13 protein-coding genes are annotated in these 17,534 nt (G+C 72.7%); 7 read left to right on the top strand and 6 right to left on the bottom strand.

What is annotated here, in order from left to right; translation table 11 throughout:
* Positions 1 to 4: 4 nt before the first annotated feature.
* From ACFPFQ_RS45660 to ACFPFQ_RS45650, 3 genes are read right to left on the bottom strand one after another with little or no spacing between them, the layout of a single operon-like run.
* Entirely contained in the window at positions 5 to 580 is a 576-nt protein-coding gene (locus ACFPFQ_RS45660) for a hypothetical protein (protein WP_379629558.1), read from the bottom strand.
* Positions 561 to 2,951 (bottom strand): phosphoenolpyruvate synthase, encoded by a 2,391-nt coding sequence (gene ppsA / locus ACFPFQ_RS45655; RefSeq protein WP_379629557.1) that lies wholly within the window; start codon positions 2,949 to 2,951, stop codon positions 561 to 563. Before ppsA ends, ACFPFQ_RS45660 begins: the two co-directional genes overlap by 20 nt.
* Positions 2,948 to 3,850, bottom strand: coding sequence for a universal stress protein (locus ACFPFQ_RS45650; RefSeq protein WP_379629572.1), 903 nt, complete (start codon positions 3,848 to 3,850; stop codon positions 2,948 to 2,950). Before ACFPFQ_RS45650 ends, ppsA begins: the two co-directional genes overlap by 4 nt.
* A gap of 298 nt (positions 3,851 to 4,148) precedes the next feature.
* Here ACFPFQ_RS45650 and ACFPFQ_RS45645 point away from each other — a divergent pair, with 298 nt between their 5' ends.
* The 3 genes from ACFPFQ_RS45645 to cydD are packed head-to-tail and all read left to right on the top strand — an operon-like array spanning position 4,149 to position 10,059.
* A complete protein-coding gene (locus ACFPFQ_RS45645; RefSeq protein ID WP_379629556.1) occupies positions 4,149 to 5,555 on the top strand; it encodes a cytochrome ubiquinol oxidase subunit I in 1,407 nt (468 codons plus the stop codon).
* An 11-nt stretch (positions 5,556 to 5,566) separates the two neighbouring features.
* A complete protein-coding gene (gene cydB, locus ACFPFQ_RS45640) occupies positions 5,567 to 6,583 on the top strand; it encodes a cytochrome d ubiquinol oxidase subunit II (protein ID WP_379629555.1) in 1,017 nt (338 codons plus the stop codon).
* Positions 6,580 to 10,059 (top strand): thiol reductant ABC exporter subunit CydD, encoded by a 3,480-nt coding sequence (gene cydD, locus ACFPFQ_RS45635; protein ID WP_379629554.1) that lies wholly within the window; start codon positions 6,580 to 6,582, stop codon positions 10,057 to 10,059. Before cydB ends, cydD begins: the two co-directional genes overlap by 4 nt.
* Before the next feature lie 193 nt (positions 10,060 to 10,252).
* On the opposite strand, the gene ACFPFQ_RS45630 is transcribed toward cydD, so the two are convergent.
* Positions 10,253 to 10,456: a hypothetical protein gene (locus ACFPFQ_RS45630; RefSeq protein ID WP_379629553.1), complete on the bottom strand. Its 204-nt coding sequence runs from the start codon at positions 10,454 to 10,456 to the stop codon at positions 10,253 to 10,255.
* A 201-nt stretch (positions 10,457 to 10,657) separates the two neighbouring features.
* Between ACFPFQ_RS45630 and ACFPFQ_RS45625 the strand changes: the two genes are divergently transcribed.
* Positions 10,658 to 13,279 (top strand): lysylphosphatidylglycerol synthase domain-containing protein, encoded by a 2,622-nt coding sequence (locus ACFPFQ_RS45625; protein ID WP_379629552.1) that lies wholly within the window; start codon positions 10,658 to 10,660, stop codon positions 13,277 to 13,279.
* Between the two features lie 259 nt (positions 13,280 to 13,538).
* Here the strand turns inward: ACFPFQ_RS45625 and ACFPFQ_RS45620 are convergent, their stop codons facing one another.
* Positions 13,539 to 13,700, bottom strand: coding sequence for a DUF6307 family protein (locus ACFPFQ_RS45620; RefSeq protein ID WP_379629551.1), 162 nt, complete (start codon positions 13,698 to 13,700; stop codon positions 13,539 to 13,541).
* Positions 13,701 to 14,208: 508 nt separating this feature from the next.
* Here ACFPFQ_RS45620 and ACFPFQ_RS45615 point away from each other — a divergent pair.
* Together ACFPFQ_RS45615 and ACFPFQ_RS45610 are read left to right on the top strand one after the other, a co-directional pair.
* Positions 14,209 to 14,673: a DUF5994 family protein gene (locus ACFPFQ_RS45615; RefSeq protein ID WP_379629550.1), complete on the top strand. Its 465-nt coding sequence runs from the start codon at positions 14,209 to 14,211 to the stop codon at positions 14,671 to 14,673.
* Between the two features lie 178 nt (positions 14,674 to 14,851).
* Complete coding sequence (locus ACFPFQ_RS45610; protein ID WP_379629549.1) at positions 14,852 to 15,913, top strand: NAD-dependent epimerase/dehydratase family protein; 1,062 nt, start codon at positions 14,852 to 14,854, stop codon at positions 15,911 to 15,913.
* A 96-nt stretch (positions 15,914 to 16,009) separates the two neighbouring features.
* Here the strand turns inward: ACFPFQ_RS45610 and ACFPFQ_RS45605 are convergent, their stop codons facing one another.
* The gene (locus tag ACFPFQ_RS45605) at positions 16,010 to 16,807 is read right to left on the bottom strand and encodes a hypothetical protein (protein ID WP_379629548.1); all 798 of its coding nucleotides are present in this window, start codon (positions 16,805 to 16,807) and stop codon (positions 16,010 to 16,012) included.
* 208 nt (positions 16,808 to 17,015) lie between these two features.
* On the opposite strand from ACFPFQ_RS45605, the gene ACFPFQ_RS45600 reads away from it, so the two are divergent.
* Positions 17,016 to 17,477, top strand: a complete 462-nt coding sequence (locus tag ACFPFQ_RS45600) for a CBS domain-containing protein (RefSeq protein WP_379629547.1) — start codon at positions 17,016 to 17,018, stop codon at positions 17,475 to 17,477.
* The last annotated feature ends 57 nt before the right edge of the window (positions 17,478 to 17,534 follow it).

The raw sequence follows: 17,534 nt of genomic DNA, 5'->3' as shown, positions 1-17,534 counted from the left end.
TGGGTCACAGCTGCTTCGTCCACACCGGGCCCACCTGAGCCCATTCGCGCTCCCAGCGGGTGAGGTTGCGGGCTGCGGTCATGCGACGGACCGCCGTCCAGGCGCCCGCCATCACCGATCCGCCGGCAGCCAGGACTCCGGTGGCGCTCAGCACGCCGACCAGGATCGCCTCGGACTCGCCCAGTGGAGCCCGGACCGGGTCGCCGTTGCGGTCGATCCAGATCTGGACACGGCTCCCCGCGGGGGTGGCCGTCGGCACCTGCACCGAGCCCGTCCGTGTCCCGTCATGGGGAAGCGGCCACCGGGCCCGTGCGAGCACCGGTACCCCGGACCCGCTGTAGGCGCCCGTGAGCATCGGGGAGTCCTCGAGGGTGACGGCGTCGACCGGGGTCCGGGTCAGGCTCTCCAGCCGCGACCGTTCCGCGGACTGCGCATGTGCGGCGCTCGCGGCGAACACGGCGACGAGGGCGACCACGATCCCCACCGCTGCCAGCACCCAGGCGACGAGGTCCTCGACCAGATCGGTGCCGCGATGGGGAATCCGGCCCGTGCGGAGCTGTTCACCACCTCCGGGGCGCACCGGACCCACCTTCCCGTGCGGGCTCGGCGCGACCCCTGGCCGCATCGAGCAGCAGCCGCTGCTCGGCGGCCGCGATCGAGGAGCGGGCCGTACCGACGGCGTCCGGGTTGACCGACACCGAGGTGATGCCGGCGTGGACGAGGTGGTCGACGAAGCCCGGGTGCACCGAGGGCGCCTGCCCGCACAGCGAGGAGGTGATGCCCAGGCGGCGGGCGGCGCCGATGATGTCGGCGATGGCGGCCAGCACGGCGGGATCGGTCTCGTCGTAGAGCTCGGCACAGACCTCGGAGTCGCGGTCGACCCCGAGCACGAGCTGGGTGAGGTCGTTGCTGCCGATGGAGACGCCGTCGATGCCCAGCCCGACGTAGGCCGGGAGCCAGTGCAGCACGGACGGGACCTCGGCCATGACCCACCGGTGCATCCCGCGATGGCTCCCCAACGGGCTCGCGTCCACCAGCTCGAGGCAGGCCTCGAGCTCCCAGCGGGTCCGCACGAACGGGATCATCAGGTGCAGGTTGGGCGTGCGATCGCGCACCTGGGCGAGCATGCGCAGCTCGAGCGCGAACAGGTCGGGCTCGCGCAGGTATCGGTAGGCGCCGCGGTAGCCGATCATCGGGTTGTGCTCGTCCGGCTCGTGTGCGGCCCCGCCCTCGAGCCCGCGGAACTCGTTGCTGCGCAGGTCGGTGGCCCGGTAGATCACCGGGCGGGGCGCGAAGGCCTCCGTGATCTGCAGCAGCGACGCTGCCATCGCGGTGACGAACCGCTCCTGCTCACCGCGGGCGATCACCTCGCGCGGGTGGCGGCCACCGAGCGCCTCGGTGAGCATGAACTCCGCGCGCACCAGGCCGACGCCGTCGACCGGCCCGGCGGCCACCTGGGCGGCGTGCTCGGGCATGGCCATGTTGACGTAGAGCTTGGTGCCGATCGCGGCCGGAGCAGCCGAGGCGACCGGGGCCGGGGCGCCGACGATCGCGGGTGCGGTGCGTGCCGACGCGTCGGCGGGCAGCACCTCCCCGGTACTGCCGTCGACGGTGACGACCTGACCGTCACGCAACGTCGTGGTGGCGTCGCGGGCTCCGACGACGCAGGGCACCCCCAGCTCGCGCGCGACGATCGCGGCGTGGCACGTCGTGCCTCCGCTGTCGGTGACCAGCGCCGCAGCCCGCCGGATCGTCGGGAGCCAGTCCGGGTTGGTCATCGGTGCCACCAGCACCTCCCCCGCGCGCAGGTTCGCCCCCTGTGCAGGCGAGTCGAGCACCCGCACGACGCCGGTCGCCCGGCCGGGAGCGGCGGCGAGCCCACTGACCAGTGCGGCTCGCGACGCGCCTGCGGATCCGGTACCGAGCGTGGTGATGGGGCGGGCCTGCAACAGCCAGAGCCGTCCACCCGTGATCGCCCACTCGACGTCCTGCGGGACGCCGAAGTGGTCCTGGACCCGCACGGCCAGCCGGGCGACCTCGCTCGCCTCGTCGTCGCTGAGTACCCGCGCGGCGGCACGTTCGGGGTCGAGCTCGACGGTGAGATCGGTGCCGTCGCGGCCGCGGATGATCTCGTGGGTCTGGCGCCCGATGCGGGCGCAGACCAGGTGCTGGCCGTCGGCCGACATCTCGTAGGTGTCGGGTTGCACGGCGCCGCTGACCACGACCTCGCCCTGCCCGAACGCGGCCTCGACCACGACGACGTCCTGGCCGCGGTCGACCGGTGCTGCGGTGAACGCGACCCCGGCCCGTTGTGCCGCGATCATGACCTGGACGACGACGGCGATCGCGGGCTCGCCCGCCATGCCGCGCTCGGCGCGGTAGGCGATCACCCGCGGACCGAACGCCGAGGCCCAGCAGTCGATGATGCTGCGCAAGAGCGCGTCGGGACCCTGCACGTTGGTGAACGTGGCGTTCATGCCCGCGAAGGAGTCCTCGGCGCCGTCCTCGCCGACGGCCGAGGACCGGACGGCGACGATGGCTCCCGACTCGGTCTCGTCGGGAAGCGTGGCGTAGGCCCGACGCACGGCCTCGGCGAGCTCCGGGTCGACCCCGGCGCCGCGAACGAGGTCCTGCGCCAGCACCGAGAGGCGGTCGAGCTCGGTGGTGTCGGCGGCGACGGTCGCCACCGCACTGCGGTGCAGCTCGGCGAGCTGCTCCCGCACTCCCGCGTGCTGCATCGCGGCGAGGTAGGCCGCTGCCGGCAGCACGAATCCCGGCGGCACCGGGAAGCCGGCACCGATCAGCTCACCGAGATTCGCCGCCTTGCCACCGACCTGCGGGGAGTCGGTCGCTGCCACGGCGGTGAGCGGCCGGACGAGTTCCGCTGGAACGCGACCGACGGATGTTGCGTCGGTATCGCGGCCCGCTGTTGTGAGCGTCTCGGCGGTCATGCCGGCACCGCGGTGTCGGGTTGGACGACGGCGACGGGGCAGGCCGCCCTGTGCACCAGCGTGTTGCTGACCGACCCGAGGAACAGACCGGTGAAGTCACCGTGTCTCCGGGAGCCGACGACCAACAGCTGGGCACGGGTCGACAGGTCGAGCAGCGTGTGTGCCGGGCGGCCGTGCGCGACCACCTGCTCGACGGGGACGTCGGGGTACTTCTCCGACCAGCCGGCAAGGCTCTCGGACAGCACCCGGCGCTCGTCGTCGGCGGCGATGTCCCGGTCGATGATCGCGGCGACGTTGGGGTCGGAGATGAGGTCGATCCAGGTGTGCACGGCCACGAGAGGTGCACCGCGGGTTGCGGCAGCGTCGAACGCGAAGGCGATCGCGGCCTCGCTCAACGGCGTGCCGTCGACCCCGACGACGACCGCCGGGACGGCCGCTCCGGTGGTTTCCCGGTCACGGCCCCGGACCACGACGATCGGGCAAGCGGCGTGCACGGCCAGCGCGACCGGCACCGATCCCATGATCATTCCGTCGAACCGGCTGTGCCCGCGATCCCCGACGACGACCAGCTGGGCGTGCACCGTCTCGGCCGTCAGCACCCCGATGGCGTCGCCGACGACGAGCTGCCGCTCGACCTCGATGCCGGGCGCCTGCTCCAGCGCCTCGCGCGCTGCCGCGGCGATCAGGTGGCGGGCCCGCTCGAGAGCGATCTCCCGGTGGCCCGACCGCACGCCCGGCCCGCTCCGGCCGCGGTCCTCGATCCACTGGAAGGCATGCACGATCCGCAGCGGTACCTTGCGCCGACCTGCCTCGTCCGCTGCCCAACGCACCGCGCGCAGGGCGAACTGCGAGCCGTCGACGCCGACGACCAACGTCTGGCCCCGGTCCTGTCCGTCCATCACGTTTCCTCCTCAGGATCTCCGCAAGACGCTGCCGATTCGCGGTGCAGCCCGACACCGGCGCACGGCCCGCTTCGGAGGGCCGTTCGGCCCGGTGGCCGGTCGTCCGGAGGCGCGGCACGGCCGGCGGCGACGTACCAGGGCCGAACGGCCCTTCCGGAGTGCGCTGCTCGGCCCCACCTCGATCAGGCCGGGTCCCCGTGGTGGCGGGCCCCCCGGCCCTGCCGCAGCGCACCCGGTGAGGCCGATCCTGACGATCACGCCGGACGACCCGGCCACGACGCACGCGGAGGAGCGAATGAACCTCGATCTCGCACGGTGGCAGTTCGCGATCGTCACCGTGTACCACTTCCTGTTCGTCCCGTTGACGATCGGGCTCTCGGTCCTCGTCGCCGGGATGCAGACCGCCTGGGTCCGCACCTCCGACGAGCGCTACCTGCGGATGACGAAGTTCTGGGGCAAGCTGTTCCTGATCAACTTCGCCATGGGCGTGGTCACGGGGATCGTGCAGGAGTTCCAGTTCGGCATGAACTGGAGCGACTACAGCCGCTTCGTCGGCGACATCTTCGGCGCGCCGCTGGCCATCGAGGGCCTGCTGGCGTTCTTCCTGGAGTCCACCTTCCTCGGGCTGTGGATCTTCGGGTGGGATCGGCTGCCCAAGCGTGTTCACCTGGCGTGCATCTGGATCGCGTCGATCGGCACGATGCTCTCGGCGTACTTCATCCTCGCCGCGAACTCGTGGATGCAGCACCCCGTCGGCTCGGTCGTGAACAACGCCCGCGGCCGCGCCGAGCTCACCGACTTCGGCGCGGTGCTGACCAACTCCACCGCGATCGGCGCGTTCACCCACACCATCACCGCGTGCTTCGTCACCGCCGGCATGTTCGTGCTCGCCATCAGCGCCTACCACCTCGCCCGCAAGCAGCACACCGAGGTGTTCCGGCCGTCGCTGCGGATCGCGCTCGTCACGGTCCTGATCGGCAGCCTCGGCGTCGTCGTCACCGGCGACCTGCAGGCCAGGCTGATGACCGAGCAGCAGCCGATGAAGATGGCCGCGGCCGAGGCGCTCTACGACACCGTGGCGCCCGCCTCGTTCTCACTGTTCACCGTCGGTTCGCTCGACGGCTCGCAGGAGGTCTGGAGCATCCGCGTGCCCCGCGTGCTCTCGTTCATGGCCACCGGTTCCTTCGACGGCCAGGTCGAGGGCATCAACGACCTGCAGCAGGCGTCGGTGCAGAAGTACGGCCCCGGCGACTACTCACCGAGCATCCCGACGACGTACTGGACGTTCCGGCTGATGATCGGGTTCGGGATGCTCGCCGGGCTGCTGTCGGTGATCGGGCTGTGGCTGACGCGCCGCCGAGCCCGCAGGCCCGTCCCTCGCTGGTTCTACGTGGCCGGGCTGGCCGGGCTGGTGCTGCCGTTCGCGGCCAACAGCGTCGGCTGGATCTTCACCGAGATGGGCCGCCAGCCCTGGTCGGTGTTCGGGATCCTGCAGACGGCCGACAGCGTCTCGCCGAGTGTCGGCGCGGGGTTGGTCCTCACGTCGCTGATCGTGCTCACCGTGCTCTACGGCGCGCTGGCCGTGATCGACGGCGTGTTGATGGTGCGCTACGCCAAGGCCGGTCCGCCGCCACCCACCCCTGTCGGGACCGACGGTCCCGACGATTCCGACGCGCCGCGGCCGCTCGCCGTGGCCTACTGAGGAGCGCCGAGATGGCACTCACCGACATCTGGTTCCTGCTCATCGCCTTGCTCTGGACCGGCTACTTCGTGCTCGACGGCTTCGACTTCGGCGTCGGGATGCTGCTGCCGCTGGTCGGGCGCACCGAGACCGACCGCCGCGTCGCGATCAACACCATCGGCCCGGTCTGGGACGGCAACGAGGTCTGGCTGCTGGTCGCGGGCGGCGCGACGTTCGCCGCGTTCCCCGAGTGGTACGCCAGCCTGTTCTCCGGCTTCTACCTGGCGCTGCTGCTCATCCTCGTCGCGCTCATCGTCCGCGGGGTGGCGTTCGAGTTCCGCGGCAAGATCGACAGCGACCGGTGGCGCCGCAACTGGGACCGCGCCATCGTCGCCGGTTCCGCGGTGCCCGCCCTGCTGTGGGGCGTGGCCTTCGCCAACATCGTGGCGGGTGTCCCGCTCGATGCCCACCACGAGTTCACCGGCTCCCTGCTCACCCTGCTCAACCCCTACGCGCTGCTGGGCGGGTTGGCGACGCTGTCGCTGTTCGCGCTGCACGGCGCGGTGTTCCTGGCGCTCAAGACCAGCGGTGACGTCCGGATCCGGGCCCGGGCGCTGGCCCGCAACCTCGGGCTCGCGACGATCGTCGCCGGCGGCGGGTTCCTGGTCTGGACGTTCCTCGCCCACACGACCAGCTGGACGGCCGCGCCCGTTCTCGTCGCGGCGGCCGCCCTGATCGGCGCTGTCGCCATGAACGGGAAGGGGCGCGAGGGCTGGGCCTTCCTGCTCACCGCCGGGGCGATCCTGGCCGTGACGGTGACGCTGTTCGGCACGCTCTACCCGGACGTGCTCCCCTCCAGCACCGATCCCGCGAACAGCCTCAACACCGTCAACGCCGCCTCGACGCCCTACACGCTGACGATCATGACCTGGGTCGCCGTCGTGTTCACCCCGATCGTGCTCGCCTACCAGGCCTGGACGTTCTGGGTGTTCCGCCGCCGCATCGGCAGCGCCGACATCCCGGCACCGACCGGTCTGCCGGCACGATGAAGCCGCTGGACCCGCGGCTGTTGCGGCACGCATCGGCCGCCCGCCGGTTCGTCCTGCTGGCCGCCGCCATCGCCGTGGTGACCGCGGGTCTGGTGCTCGTGCAGGCGCAGCTGCTCGCCACGGGCATCGACGCCGCCTTCCTCGGTGGCGCCACCCTCGACGCGGTCGCGCCCGTGCTGTTCGCGCTGCTGGCAGTGGTGGCCGGCCGGGCCGGGCTCGCCTGGGCGGCCGAGGTGGCCGCTCACCGGGCCGCGGCCGACGTGATCCGGCAGCTGCGCTCGCGGCTGGTCGAACACGTGCTGCGGCTCGGGCCCCGCCACCGCGACCTGCCCCCGACCGGCGAGCTGGCCACGCTCGCCACCCGCGGCCTCGACGGGCTGGAGGGCTACTTCAGCAGGTACCTGCCGACGCTGCTGGTGGCCGCGGTCGTCCCGGCCGTCGTCGCCGGGCGGATCCTGCTCGCCGACTGGGTGTCCGGGCTCATCATCGGCGTGACCGTGCCGCTGATCCCGATCTTCATGATCCTGATCGGGCTGCACACCGAGCACTCCACCCGTCGCCAGTGGCGCACGCTCGCGGTGCTGGGGCACCACTTCCTCGACATCGTCGCCGGTCTCGACGTGCTGGTGGCGTTCGGTCGGGCTCGCACCCAGTCGGGGCGGCTGCGTGAGCTGGCCGAGTCCTACCGCAGGGCGACGATGCGCACGCTGCGCGTCGCGTTCCTCTCCGCACTGGTGCTGGAGCTGCTCGCGACGCTGTCGGTCGCGCTCGTCGCGGTCTCGGTCGGGCTGCGGCTCGTCGAGGGTCGGCTCGACCTGTTCACCGCGCTGGTGGTGCTCGTGCTGGCTCCGGAGGTCTACCTGCCGCTGCGTGCCGTGGGTGCCCGGTTCCACGACTCGGCCGAGGGGCTCGCGGCCGCGACCGACGTGTTCGCGGTGCTGGAGACCGCGGCAGCGGATCGGGACGGCCGGATCCCGGCGCCGGACCCGACGCATGTGGACCTCGCGCTGCACGGAGTCGCCGTGGACGGCCGCGCCGGTCCTGTCCTCGACGGGCTCGACCTCGTGTTCGAACCCGGCAGCCTCGTCGGGATCCGCGGGGCCAGCGGTGCCGGCAAGTCGACGCTGATCGACCTGCTGCTCGGGCTGCGCTTCCCGGACGCCGGCCGGGTCACCGTCGGCGGTGTCGATCTCGCCGACATCGACCGCGGCGCCTGGCTGCGCCGGGTGGCCTGGGTCCCGCAGCACCCCGTCCTGCTGGCTGGGACCGTCGCCGACAACATCCGCCTCGCCGACCCCGGTGCGCCCGTCGACCGGGTGCAGGCCGCCGCCCGGGCGGCGGCGCTCGACATCCCGCTGACCACCACCGTCACCGAGGGCGGCGCCGGGCTGTCCACCGGGCAGCGCAGGCGGGTCGCGCTGGCCAGGGCGATCCTGGCCGATCGCCCGCTCCTGCTGCTCGACGAGCCGACCGACGGTGTCGACGCCGAGACGGAGGAGGTGATCCTCGCGGCCCTTCCGGGCATCACCGCGGGCCGGACGACCGTGCTGGTCAGCCACCGGCCCGAGGTACTCGCCCGCTGCGACCGCGTCGTCGACCTCCCCGGCGCCACCGCCACCGCCCCCGCTCAGGGCGACAACCGGCCCGCCGGGACCCGGGTGGCGACATCCCCGCCGCCGTCCGCTGCCCAGGGCCGGGCGGACGTGCCACCGTCCGGTCCTCCTGACCGCGGCGGGCGGGGCGGGCTGTGGTGGACGCTCACGGCAGCCCGTTCCCAGCGGTGGCGCCTCGCGCTGGCGGTGCTGATCGGGACCGCTGCGCTCGGCTGCGGCGTCGCGCTGACCGCGGTCTCCGCGTGGCTGATCTCCGCCGCCGCGCTGCAACCACCGGTGCTGACCCTGATGGTCGCGATCGTCGCGGTGCGGGCGTTCGGCCTGGGCAGGGGTGCGCTGCGCTACGCGGAGCGGCTGGTGTCCCACGATGCCGCGCTGCGCGCATCGAGCGCGCTGCGGATCCGGATCTGGAACGCGCTGGTCCGGCTCGGACCGGCGACGACGGCCCGCATGCGCCGCGGCGAGCTGCTCTCCCGGCTCGTCGGTGACGTCGACGCCCAGCAGGACGTGCTGGTCCGGGTCGTGCTCCCGGCCGCATCGGCCACGCTCGTCGGGATCGGTGCGAGCGTCGGGATCGGACTGCTGCTCCCCGCCGCCGGTTGGCTGCTCGCCGCCGGGTTCCTCATCGCCGCGGTCGGCGCACCCGCACTCACGGCGTGGGCGGCCCACCGCACCGAGGCGACCGGCGCCGCGGCACGCGGTGCGGTCATCGCCGGTGCCGTCGAGGTGCTGGAGGCGGCTCCGGACCTGATCGCGTTCGGCGCGGCGGGCCGTTTCCGGGCCCGGTTGGCGGACGCCGACGACCGGCTCGGCGCGTTGCTGCGTCGGGCGGCGACGTCGCGAGGGCTCGGCAGCGGGCTCGGCGTGCTGGCCATCGGCGCGATGTCGGTGGCCGCCACGGCCGTCGGGATCGTGGCGGTGCGCGCCGGCACCCTCCCCGGACCGGCGCTCGCGGTGTTGGCCCTGACCCCGCTCGCGCTCGCCGACGTCGTCGCGGGACTGCCGGACGCCGCCGTGCGGCTGCTCGGTGCTCGGCCCGCGGCGCGCCGGCTCGCCGAGCTGGAACGCCTGCCGGCGGCCGTGCCCGATCCCACCGCACCGGCCGGGGTGGCGCCACCGTCCATGCTGGCCGCGCAGGCGCTGGCCGTGCGCTGGCCCGGCACCGAACGCGATGCCGTGGCGGGCGTCGATCTCGCCGTCGGCGGCCGGCTTCGTGTTGCGCTCACCGGACCGTCCGGGTCCGGGAAGTCGACCGTCGTGGCGGCACTGCTGCGCACGCTGGAACCCACCGGTGGGCGGCTGCTCGCCGACGGGCGCGACGTCCACACGCTGACCGCCGACGAGCTGCGCCGCGGTATCGCCTGGTGCGGACCGCACGCGCACCTGTTCGACAGCACGTTGGGGGCCAACCTGCGGCTCGCCGCCCCGGACGCGAGCGACGCCGACCTCGTCGACTGCCTGCACCGGGCCCGGCTCGGTGGCTGGTTCGACGGTCTGCCCGACGGGCTGGACACCCCGATCGGGGAGCACGGCGGCGCCGTCTCCGGTGGCGAGCGGCAGCGCATCGGGGTGGCCAGGGCCCTGCTGGCCGATCGCCCGATCCTGGTGTTCGACGAGCCGACGGCCCACCTCGACGACGCCACCGCCGCAGCGCTGGCCACCGAGATCCTCGATGCCAGCGCCGATCGTTCGGCGCTCATCGTGACCCACCGCCCCGAGCAGACCCCCGGCCTGCCCCAGGTCCGGATCACTGCGCCGGGCCGGATCTGCGGCGGGGGACACAGCGTGTCCGCAGGTTCCACGGGTGCGACAGCACCGTCACGTGCGACAGCACCGTCAGCCGTACCAGCGCGACGTGGATGACCAGGAGCCGAGGAGCGAACCAGACGGGCCGGTGGATGCCTCGATCGACAACCGGACCCGGGTGGGGACCGTCCTGATGCCAGCGCGACCGGACGGAATGCAGGGCCCCTGGACCGGCGAAGCGACGGACAGGGGTGGGCCCTCCGGTGATGCGTCCGCACCGCCGGAGGGCCCACCCGTTCGCGCCACCGACTCAGTCCGCGTCGGCCTGCCCGCGGATCGAACGGATCTCCACCCGCGCCGGCCACCCCGCCGGCGTCGCGGCGTCAGTGACCACCTGGTCATCCACCCGCACCCACCCGTTGCGGAGATGGCCCAGCGCCCGCTGCTCGGTGATGCCCGACTCGATCAACCGGTCCATGACCGTCTTCTCCACGACCGCGCTTCCCGTAGCCATGATGGGCTCCCTATCCTCGTCCTTCGAATTCGAGAGACATTCCCTCACCCCGGACACTACGCGCGGAAGAACAACCGAGGAGCAATTCAAAGAATTCCGTGAATTGTCAGGCCGAGGGTCCCGGAAATCGCGGGACCTTCGTTCCCCCTATGGACTGGAACGCCGATAGGTCCGCCTTGGGGGTGGCCGCACTGTGACAAGGTGCTCTACCATGCCGTCGACCACAGCCCGTCGTACCTGTGGAACTCCGCGACCTGGGAGATCAGCGAGACACTGCTGCCGTTCCTGCCCCGTCGTCATGGTGGTGTCAGGATCCGTGAGGTGCGGAGCAGGGCTCTCGGCCTGCGGCGGGGAACCGAACGGCTCTACGAGCGCGGGAGTGCCTGCGGAAGGGTCGACCGGGTGGCGGAGGGTCTGGGACGAGGAGGAGTCGTTCACACCGAGGCGGGCGCGCCGGGGCCGACACGTCGCCGCGACCGGTCCACTCCGCAGGCGACACCGATCGGCAGGCACCCCCGTGACCTCGTTGAACTGGTGCTCGTCTGTGGTCTGCTCGCGGGGGCCGCCATCGCGTCGGTCATGCTCGCTCCGGGACCGGTGGAGTTGGGGCTTCTCGAGCAGATCCAGCAGCTACCGGGCGGTGTCGGGGTCTCGTGGCAGGCACTGGCCCTGGTCGGCGGGTGGGGCGGCCCGGCGGCCGTACTGGCGGTCACCCTCTACCTCAAGAGGATCAGGCTGGCTGTGGAGCTGGGGGCCGCGGCGGCGGTGAGCTGGATTCTCGCGCTCGGCATCGCAGGGATCGTCGGGGCCCGGCCCGCGCCCTCAGAGCTCGACGCGACCGGGCTGAGCCTTCCGGGCGTCGACGGGCTTCCGTTCCCGGCCCTGCACGTTGCCGTCGCGTCGGCGCTGGTGGCGGTGCTGGCGCCGTACCTCGCCACGCGGTGGCGGGCTGCGCTGTGGGCGGTCCCGCTGCTCGTCGCTGTTGCGGACCTCCACCTCGGGGCCGCCCTACCGCTCGGTGCGCTGGCCGGGGGGCTCCTCGGCCGGGGTGTCGGCGCAGCTTCCCACCTCGTGTGGGGTGCACCGGGACGGCGCACGACCGGACCAGCGGTGCGGCGGGCCCTGGAACAGGCCGGGATCGCGGTCGTCGAGCTCGTCTCGCTCCGTACCCGGATGTGGGGGCCGCTGGAGTTCGCGGTGACCACCGGTACGGGGGAAGTCCTGCGGGTCGAGATCGTGCAACGGCTGCATCGAAGGGCCACCATCTGGTACCGGTTGCGCCGCCTGCTCGCCTCGGTCGAGGTCGAGGACGAACCCCCGCTGGCGAGCACCCGGCACGAGACCGAGCACGAGGCCCTCGTCACGGTGGTCGCGGAACGGGCGGGCCTGCGCACGCCGCCACTGGTGACGATCTGCGAGGCCGGGCACGGGGCCCCGCTGCTCGTGCGCAGGGAGATCGCCGGGACTCGGCTCACCGAGCTGCCCGCGGAGCAGGTCGACGACGGCCTGCTCGACGCGGTCTGGGCACAGGTGGCGGTGCTGCAGCAGGCCCGGATCGCCCACCACGACCTGCGTGCGGCGAACGTCCTGGTCGACTCCGACGGCCGACCCTGGATCCTCGGACTGACCTTCGGCAAGATCGGCGCCTCCCCGCTGCGCTGCGCCCAGGACCTCGCCGAGGTACTCGTGTCCGTCACGTCGGTCGTCGGCGTCGAGCGGGCCGTCCGCAGCGCGTGCCGGTCGGTCCCCGCGGCCCGACTCGAACCGGCCATGGCCCATCTCCAGCCCCTCGCCCTGCCGCGGCGCATCCGCACCCAGCTCGCTCGGGAGCGCTACGAGCTCACCGAGTTGCGGGGCCGCCTCGCCGAGGAGATCGACCGGCCCGTCCCGACCCTGCGGTCCCCGGTCCGTCCCGCCACGGTGGTCGGGTTGCTCCTGCTCGGGGCCGCGGTCTACGCGGTGCTGCCGTTGGTCTCGAGCGTCGGCGAGGTCGCCGCCGCGCTCCGCGAGGCGGACCGGGCCTGGCTCGCGGTGGCCACCGGCACCGGCTTGGTGGCGATCCTGCTGTCGGCGGTGTCGATACTCGGCTCGAGCCCGATCACGCTGCCGTTCTGGCGTACGACCGGTGTGCAGCTCGCCGCCGCGTTCACCGGCCGGACGACCCCGGGCGGGATCGGATTCTTCGGGATCAACGTCGCGTTCCTGGAACGGCTCGGGGTCCGGCGCGCTTCGGCGGTGGGCGCGACCGTGCTCAACGTCGCCGCCGGGAGCGTCGTCGGCGCGCTGTGCTGCGTGGCCGGCCTGCTCGCACTGGGCGCGTCGACCGTCGTGCGGGATCTCCGGATCCCGCTGGGGTGGCCGCTCGCGGCCGGCGCTGTCGGGGTGGCCGTCGCCGTCGCCGCGGTGCTCGCGTCCCCGTTCGGCAGGCGCACGATCCTGCGACCCGGCCGGGTGATCGCCCGCGAGCTCGGCGCCACCCTGCGACGGCCCGTCCGGGCGACCCAGCTGTTCGGTGGGGCGCTCGGGCACGTGCTGGCGTCCGGGGCAGGGCTGGTGGCGAGCCTCGCCGCGTTCGGGGAGACCCTCCCCGTGGTGGGGGTTCTGGCTGTCTTCATGGTCGCTCAGACGCTCGGCCACCTGCTGCCGATCCCGGGCGGCATCGGGCCGGTGGAGGCGATGATGATCGGTGGTCTGGTCACGCTGGGGGCCGGCCCGAGCGTCGCGGTCGCCGCGGTACTGGTGTGCCGGCTGCTGACGTACTGGCTACCCGTCCTCCCGGGCATCGCCCTTTTCCGGTATCTCCAGCACCGCAGCGTGATCTGACCCTTGTGCCCGTCCCGGGCGCTCGCAACGAACGGCCCATTCGTCAGATCAATTCACCGTTGTTCCGGAAAACGCAAGAGCCCGGCTCCCGGATGGGAGACGGGCTCGACCCGTTGCAGAGCTGCGCATCAGGATGATCGGCACGGATCACCGCCGACGTTGTTCCCGCGGCGTGGGTACATTTGCACCGAACTGGGAATGACCTGTCCGGTGCAGCGACGATGGCAGCCGTTCTGTTCCCGCCGTCGCCGACCGGGCGCTAACGAACTTTCTCGGGGATGCGCTCGATGGCCTCCAGGATGTGCGCAGCGAGGTTCACCGCGGTTTTGTCGTCGAGGTCGGAATGGTCGGTGATCGCCTTCGCGACCAGGTTCACGCGCTGCTGGTAGATGGAGATGTAGGGGGTTGTGGTGCTGGTCATCAGGACTCCCGGTCAGGTGGTCGGAGGCGGAGTTCGGGCAGTGGGATCTCCTCGGCTGAGGGACCCATCGACTCAGGATGGGTCTCCGTCGCCGGCAGCGTCAGGGTCGGGAGACCTCAACGCTCAGGTCGGAACGACCCGGTGCAGTCGGGTAGGCATTGCTCGACGGGCCGATGACGACGCGGGCGATCGTGTTGTCGGAGCAGCAAGCCACGTTCGGACGGTCTGCGTCTCGGCACGCGCTCTGGTGGGCCGCGGTGTTCAGGGAATCGCAGTTCGGCCTCATCGAGGACCGACCATTGCTGGTGCGTCTGCAGGACTTCCGGCCCTGCTGCCGACATCGCCGATGCTCGAGTATGGATGCATCGGGTGCTGCTGACGCGAACCCCGGACCTCGGTCGGGCCCGGCTCACCCACTCCACGACCGACACATCGGGATGACGTGATGACTCTGACACCTGCCGCGCCAACCTCTGGACCGGTTCCGCCGGCAGCCACCGATCGGTCGGTGATCCGGTTGCGCGTCAAGCCCGACACGACGACTACCGGCAGCGTCGACGGGGCCTGGTGGCCACGCTCTCGTGACCTCGCCACCGAGGTCCCCGTGTTGGCCGGCGCGCTCGCCGGATCGTGGGACCCCGTCGAGAGCGTGAGCTATCACCTCGCCGACTGGAACACCGGCCCACGAAAGATCGACTCGGCTGCGTGGCCGATCCGCCTGGACGGTTTCCGGATGCAGCACCCCGGCACCATCGATGTGATAAGTCGCCTCCGACGGCTGACGTTGGTGGTGATCTCGCCCGAGACGGCCGCCGACGCAGCCGAGCGCACTCTTGCCAGAGCCGCGCAGCCCGGCAACATCGACGGTGTCGACGAGTTGCTCGACCCCCATCCGCACCGGGTGCCGGCACCGGAACCCGAGTCGACGGCGAACGGCGAACCCACCGTGCAACACCGGCGGAACGGGACCTGAAGACGACTCACGTGGACGCTCACGGTGTCCATGAGTCCGAACCCACCGGTTGCGGAGATGGCTGGAACGCCGACAAGAGCAGTGCGGCCCCTCGGCACCGGGCCGGGAGACCCACGTGAGACGGCTCGCGGGCGGGAAGCATGAAACCAGGCGAACTCGGACGGACCACAGGTGCAGGATGATCCGCACAGCGAAGGACCTGACCGTCGCGGTGACCGGCCCGACCGGCACGTTCGGGTCCGGGTTGATCCCGCTCCTGCAGGCCGACGACCGCGTCGCCCGGATCATCGGGATCGCCAGGCGCCCGTTCGATCCGGCAGCGCACGGCTGGACCAAGATGGAGTACCGGCGCGGTGACGTGCGCGACCCGGCCGCCCTGCGGGACGCGTTCGGCGATGCCGACGTCGTCGTTCACCTCGCCTTCCTGATCACCGGCACCGCGTCGCGTGGGACGACGAAGGCGATCAACGTCGACGGCACCCTCAACGTGTTCCGGGCGGCGGCCGCCGCCGGTGCGCACCGCTTCGTCCACGCCTCCTCGGTCGCCGCCTACGGCTTCCATCCGGACAACCCTGCCGAGCTGACCGAGGACTGGCCGGTGCGACCGGCCGCCCGGCTGTTCTACGCGCAGGAGAAGGCCCAGCTCGAACACCTGCTGGAGCACGAGGCCGCGGAGCACCCCGGGGTGGCGCTCTACATGCTCCGGCCGCCGATCGTGCTCGGCCCACACTTCCTGGGCGCCAAGGAGTTGCTGCCCGGACCGCTCGCACCGCTCGGCCGCTGGCTCGCGCGACAGGTGGGCACGCTGCCCGTACCGCTTCCGATGCTGGTGCCGGAGTTGACGATGCAGCTCATCCACGAGGAGGACGTCGGGCAGGCGCTGCTGCTGTGCGTCGTCGGTGCCGGGCCACCCGGCGCCTACAACATCGCCGGGGACGGCACGGTGACAGCGGTCGACATCGCCCGCGAGCTCGGAGCCGTCGCGATCCCACTTCCGGCCGGACCCGTGCAGGCCGCTGCCCGTGCCGTCGCCGCACTCCCGTTCCTGCCGGCAGCGGCGGAGTGGGTCGAGGCGGCGAGCCGTCCGACGATCATGGACACCACGAAGGCGCGGACGGAGCTGGGCTGGAAGCCCGTCTACACGGGCCTGGAGGCGCTGCGCGACACCCTCCGCCGCCATCGTGCACGCCGATCTGCAGGCGCGCGGCGACTATCACTCGATCACCGTCTCGGCCCCTGATCGTCGGGACCGACGGCGGCGGCACCGGGCCGGCCACCCAGCGCGGGTGCCTCGAGCTGATGGGCTGCTGCGGCGCCGGCAAGGTCGGGAGGCGACCTACCCCTCCAGGAGCCGCGCCCGCCGGGTCAACGGCCAACCCACCTCCAGGATCGCCTGGGGGCACAGGCCGGGCCCTCCGACAGACCCCGGAAGCCCGAGAGCGGCCCGGAGGTCCGGTGGCCACGCCACCACGCGCGCCGCGAAGCCGAGCGCGACGGCCGTGAGCACCACCCGCTGCACGCCCTGGCCCACCCGCAACTGCATGGCCGGGACGTCGTAGTTGCTCCCGATCACCGCGACCAGGCCGCTGCACCGGCGACCGCCGACCGACGGTACGGCGCCGATGAGCTGCTCCCGGTCACCGGCATCCACGACGCTGCGCAACCAGACCCCCTCCGCCTCGGCAGCGCGCCGCACCAGGTTGCGGATCCCGTCCGGGACCGGCCGCAGGCCGATCTCGGGGCAGCGCCGCGCTGCGCGCCCGATCGTGTCGGCGAGCTCGCGCTCAGCGGGGGTGGGATCGGACCGCTTCCCGCGCCGCACGACGGCGAGCACCCGGGGCCGGGCCGGATCGGGGAGCAACGTCGTCACCGGGCGGTCGCCCATCGCCGCAACGGTGAGCCGCATGTTCAGCAGCGCCGCGCCCGCAGCCACCCGGACCGCGGCGGCACCCGCGGGCGAGCTCGGCAGGCTGCGAACGGATTCGGCCCGCAGCTCGACACCACGATCCACGGGCCACAGCCGCCACGGCCGGTCCCCCGGCTGCGCCACAGCGGCGTTCGCGGCCCGGCGCAGGTGCTCCACCTCGATCCAGGGCGTGGTCGGGACCTGCAGACCCAACAACTCAGCCGTCATGGTTCGAGTCTGCTGATGCGGCCGCACAGCGGGGAGGGCCGGAGGACCCGAGCTGCCCCTCCGATGGTCCGCAGGTGGGTGGGCCGCGCCGGCTCCGGCCGGGCCCAACGACCCCGGCGGGCGGGGCCGCTCGCCGCTGCCGTGCTCGTGGGCGGGCGCCCACGATCGGGGTGGAACCGCCTCCCAGCGCACCGATGAGGAGCCCACCATGCCGACGCCGGAGCAACGCCTCGCCGCCCCGCCCGAGTGCCTCGACGCGGACCCGTTCGCCGGGCGGCTGATGACGCGCCGGCTCGTCGCCGTCGTCCCGGAGGCCACCGTGCTGGTCGCCCTGCGGTTGATGGCCGAGCACGACGTCCGCCACGTCCCCGTCATCGAGGGCGGCCGGTGCCTCGGGCTGGTGTTCGAGTCCGATGTCCTGCGCGGCGTCGGCATCGGCCTGATCCCCAGCACGCACCCGCCGTTGCTGGTGGCTGCGCTGTGCCGGCCGGTGCCGATACTCGGCGTGCACGAGCGGCGTTCGGCGGCAGCGCGTCACATGGAGGACGCCGGCACCGATGCGGTGCTGGTGGTCGAGGACGGGGCCCTCCTCGGGATCATCACCGCGACGGACCTGATCCGCTCGCTCGCCCTGGACGCGCCGCCACCAGCACCGGGCGTCGCACCATGACCACAGCGGATCTCCTGCTGGGAGAACGGATACGGGCCCGGAGGCGATCGTCGCGCC

This window comes from Pseudonocardia sp. GCM10023141 (assembly GCF_042653605.1).
Note: the sequence above shows the minus strand (reverse complement) of the source record. Positions and strands in the feature narration are given on the sequence as shown.

Coding starts and splice junctions, on each gene's coding strand:
- ACFPFQ_RS45600 (WP_379629547.1), top strand. CDS start 17,016: ATGCCGACGCCGGAGCAACGCCTCGCCGCCCCGCCCGAGTGCCTCGAC.
- ppsA (WP_379629557.1), bottom strand. CDS start 2,951: ATGACCGCCGAGACGCTCACAACAGCGGGCCGCGATACCGACGCAACA.
- cydB (WP_379629555.1), top strand. CDS start 5,567: ATGGCACTCACCGACATCTGGTTCCTGCTCATCGCCTTGCTCTGGACC.
- ACFPFQ_RS45630 (WP_379629553.1), bottom strand. CDS start 10,456: ATGGCTACGGGAAGCGCGGTCGTGGAGAAGACGGTCATGGACCGGTTG.
- ACFPFQ_RS45650 (WP_379629572.1), bottom strand. CDS start 3,850: ATGGACGGACAGGACCGGGGCCAGACGTTGGTCGTCGGCGTCGACGGC.
- ACFPFQ_RS45620 (WP_379629551.1), bottom strand. CDS start 13,700: ATGACCAGCACCACAACCCCCTACATCTCCATCTACCAGCAGCGCGTG.
- ACFPFQ_RS45610 (WP_379629549.1), top strand. CDS start 14,852: ATGATCCGCACAGCGAAGGACCTGACCGTCGCGGTGACCGGCCCGACC.
- cydD (WP_379629554.1), top strand. CDS start 6,580: ATGAAGCCGCTGGACCCGCGGCTGTTGCGGCACGCATCGGCCGCCCGC.
- ACFPFQ_RS45605 (WP_379629548.1), bottom strand. CDS start 16,807: ATGACGGCTGAGTTGTTGGGTCTGCAGGTCCCGACCACGCCCTGGATC.
- ACFPFQ_RS45645 (WP_379629556.1), top strand. CDS start 4,149: ATGAACCTCGATCTCGCACGGTGGCAGTTCGCGATCGTCACCGTGTAC.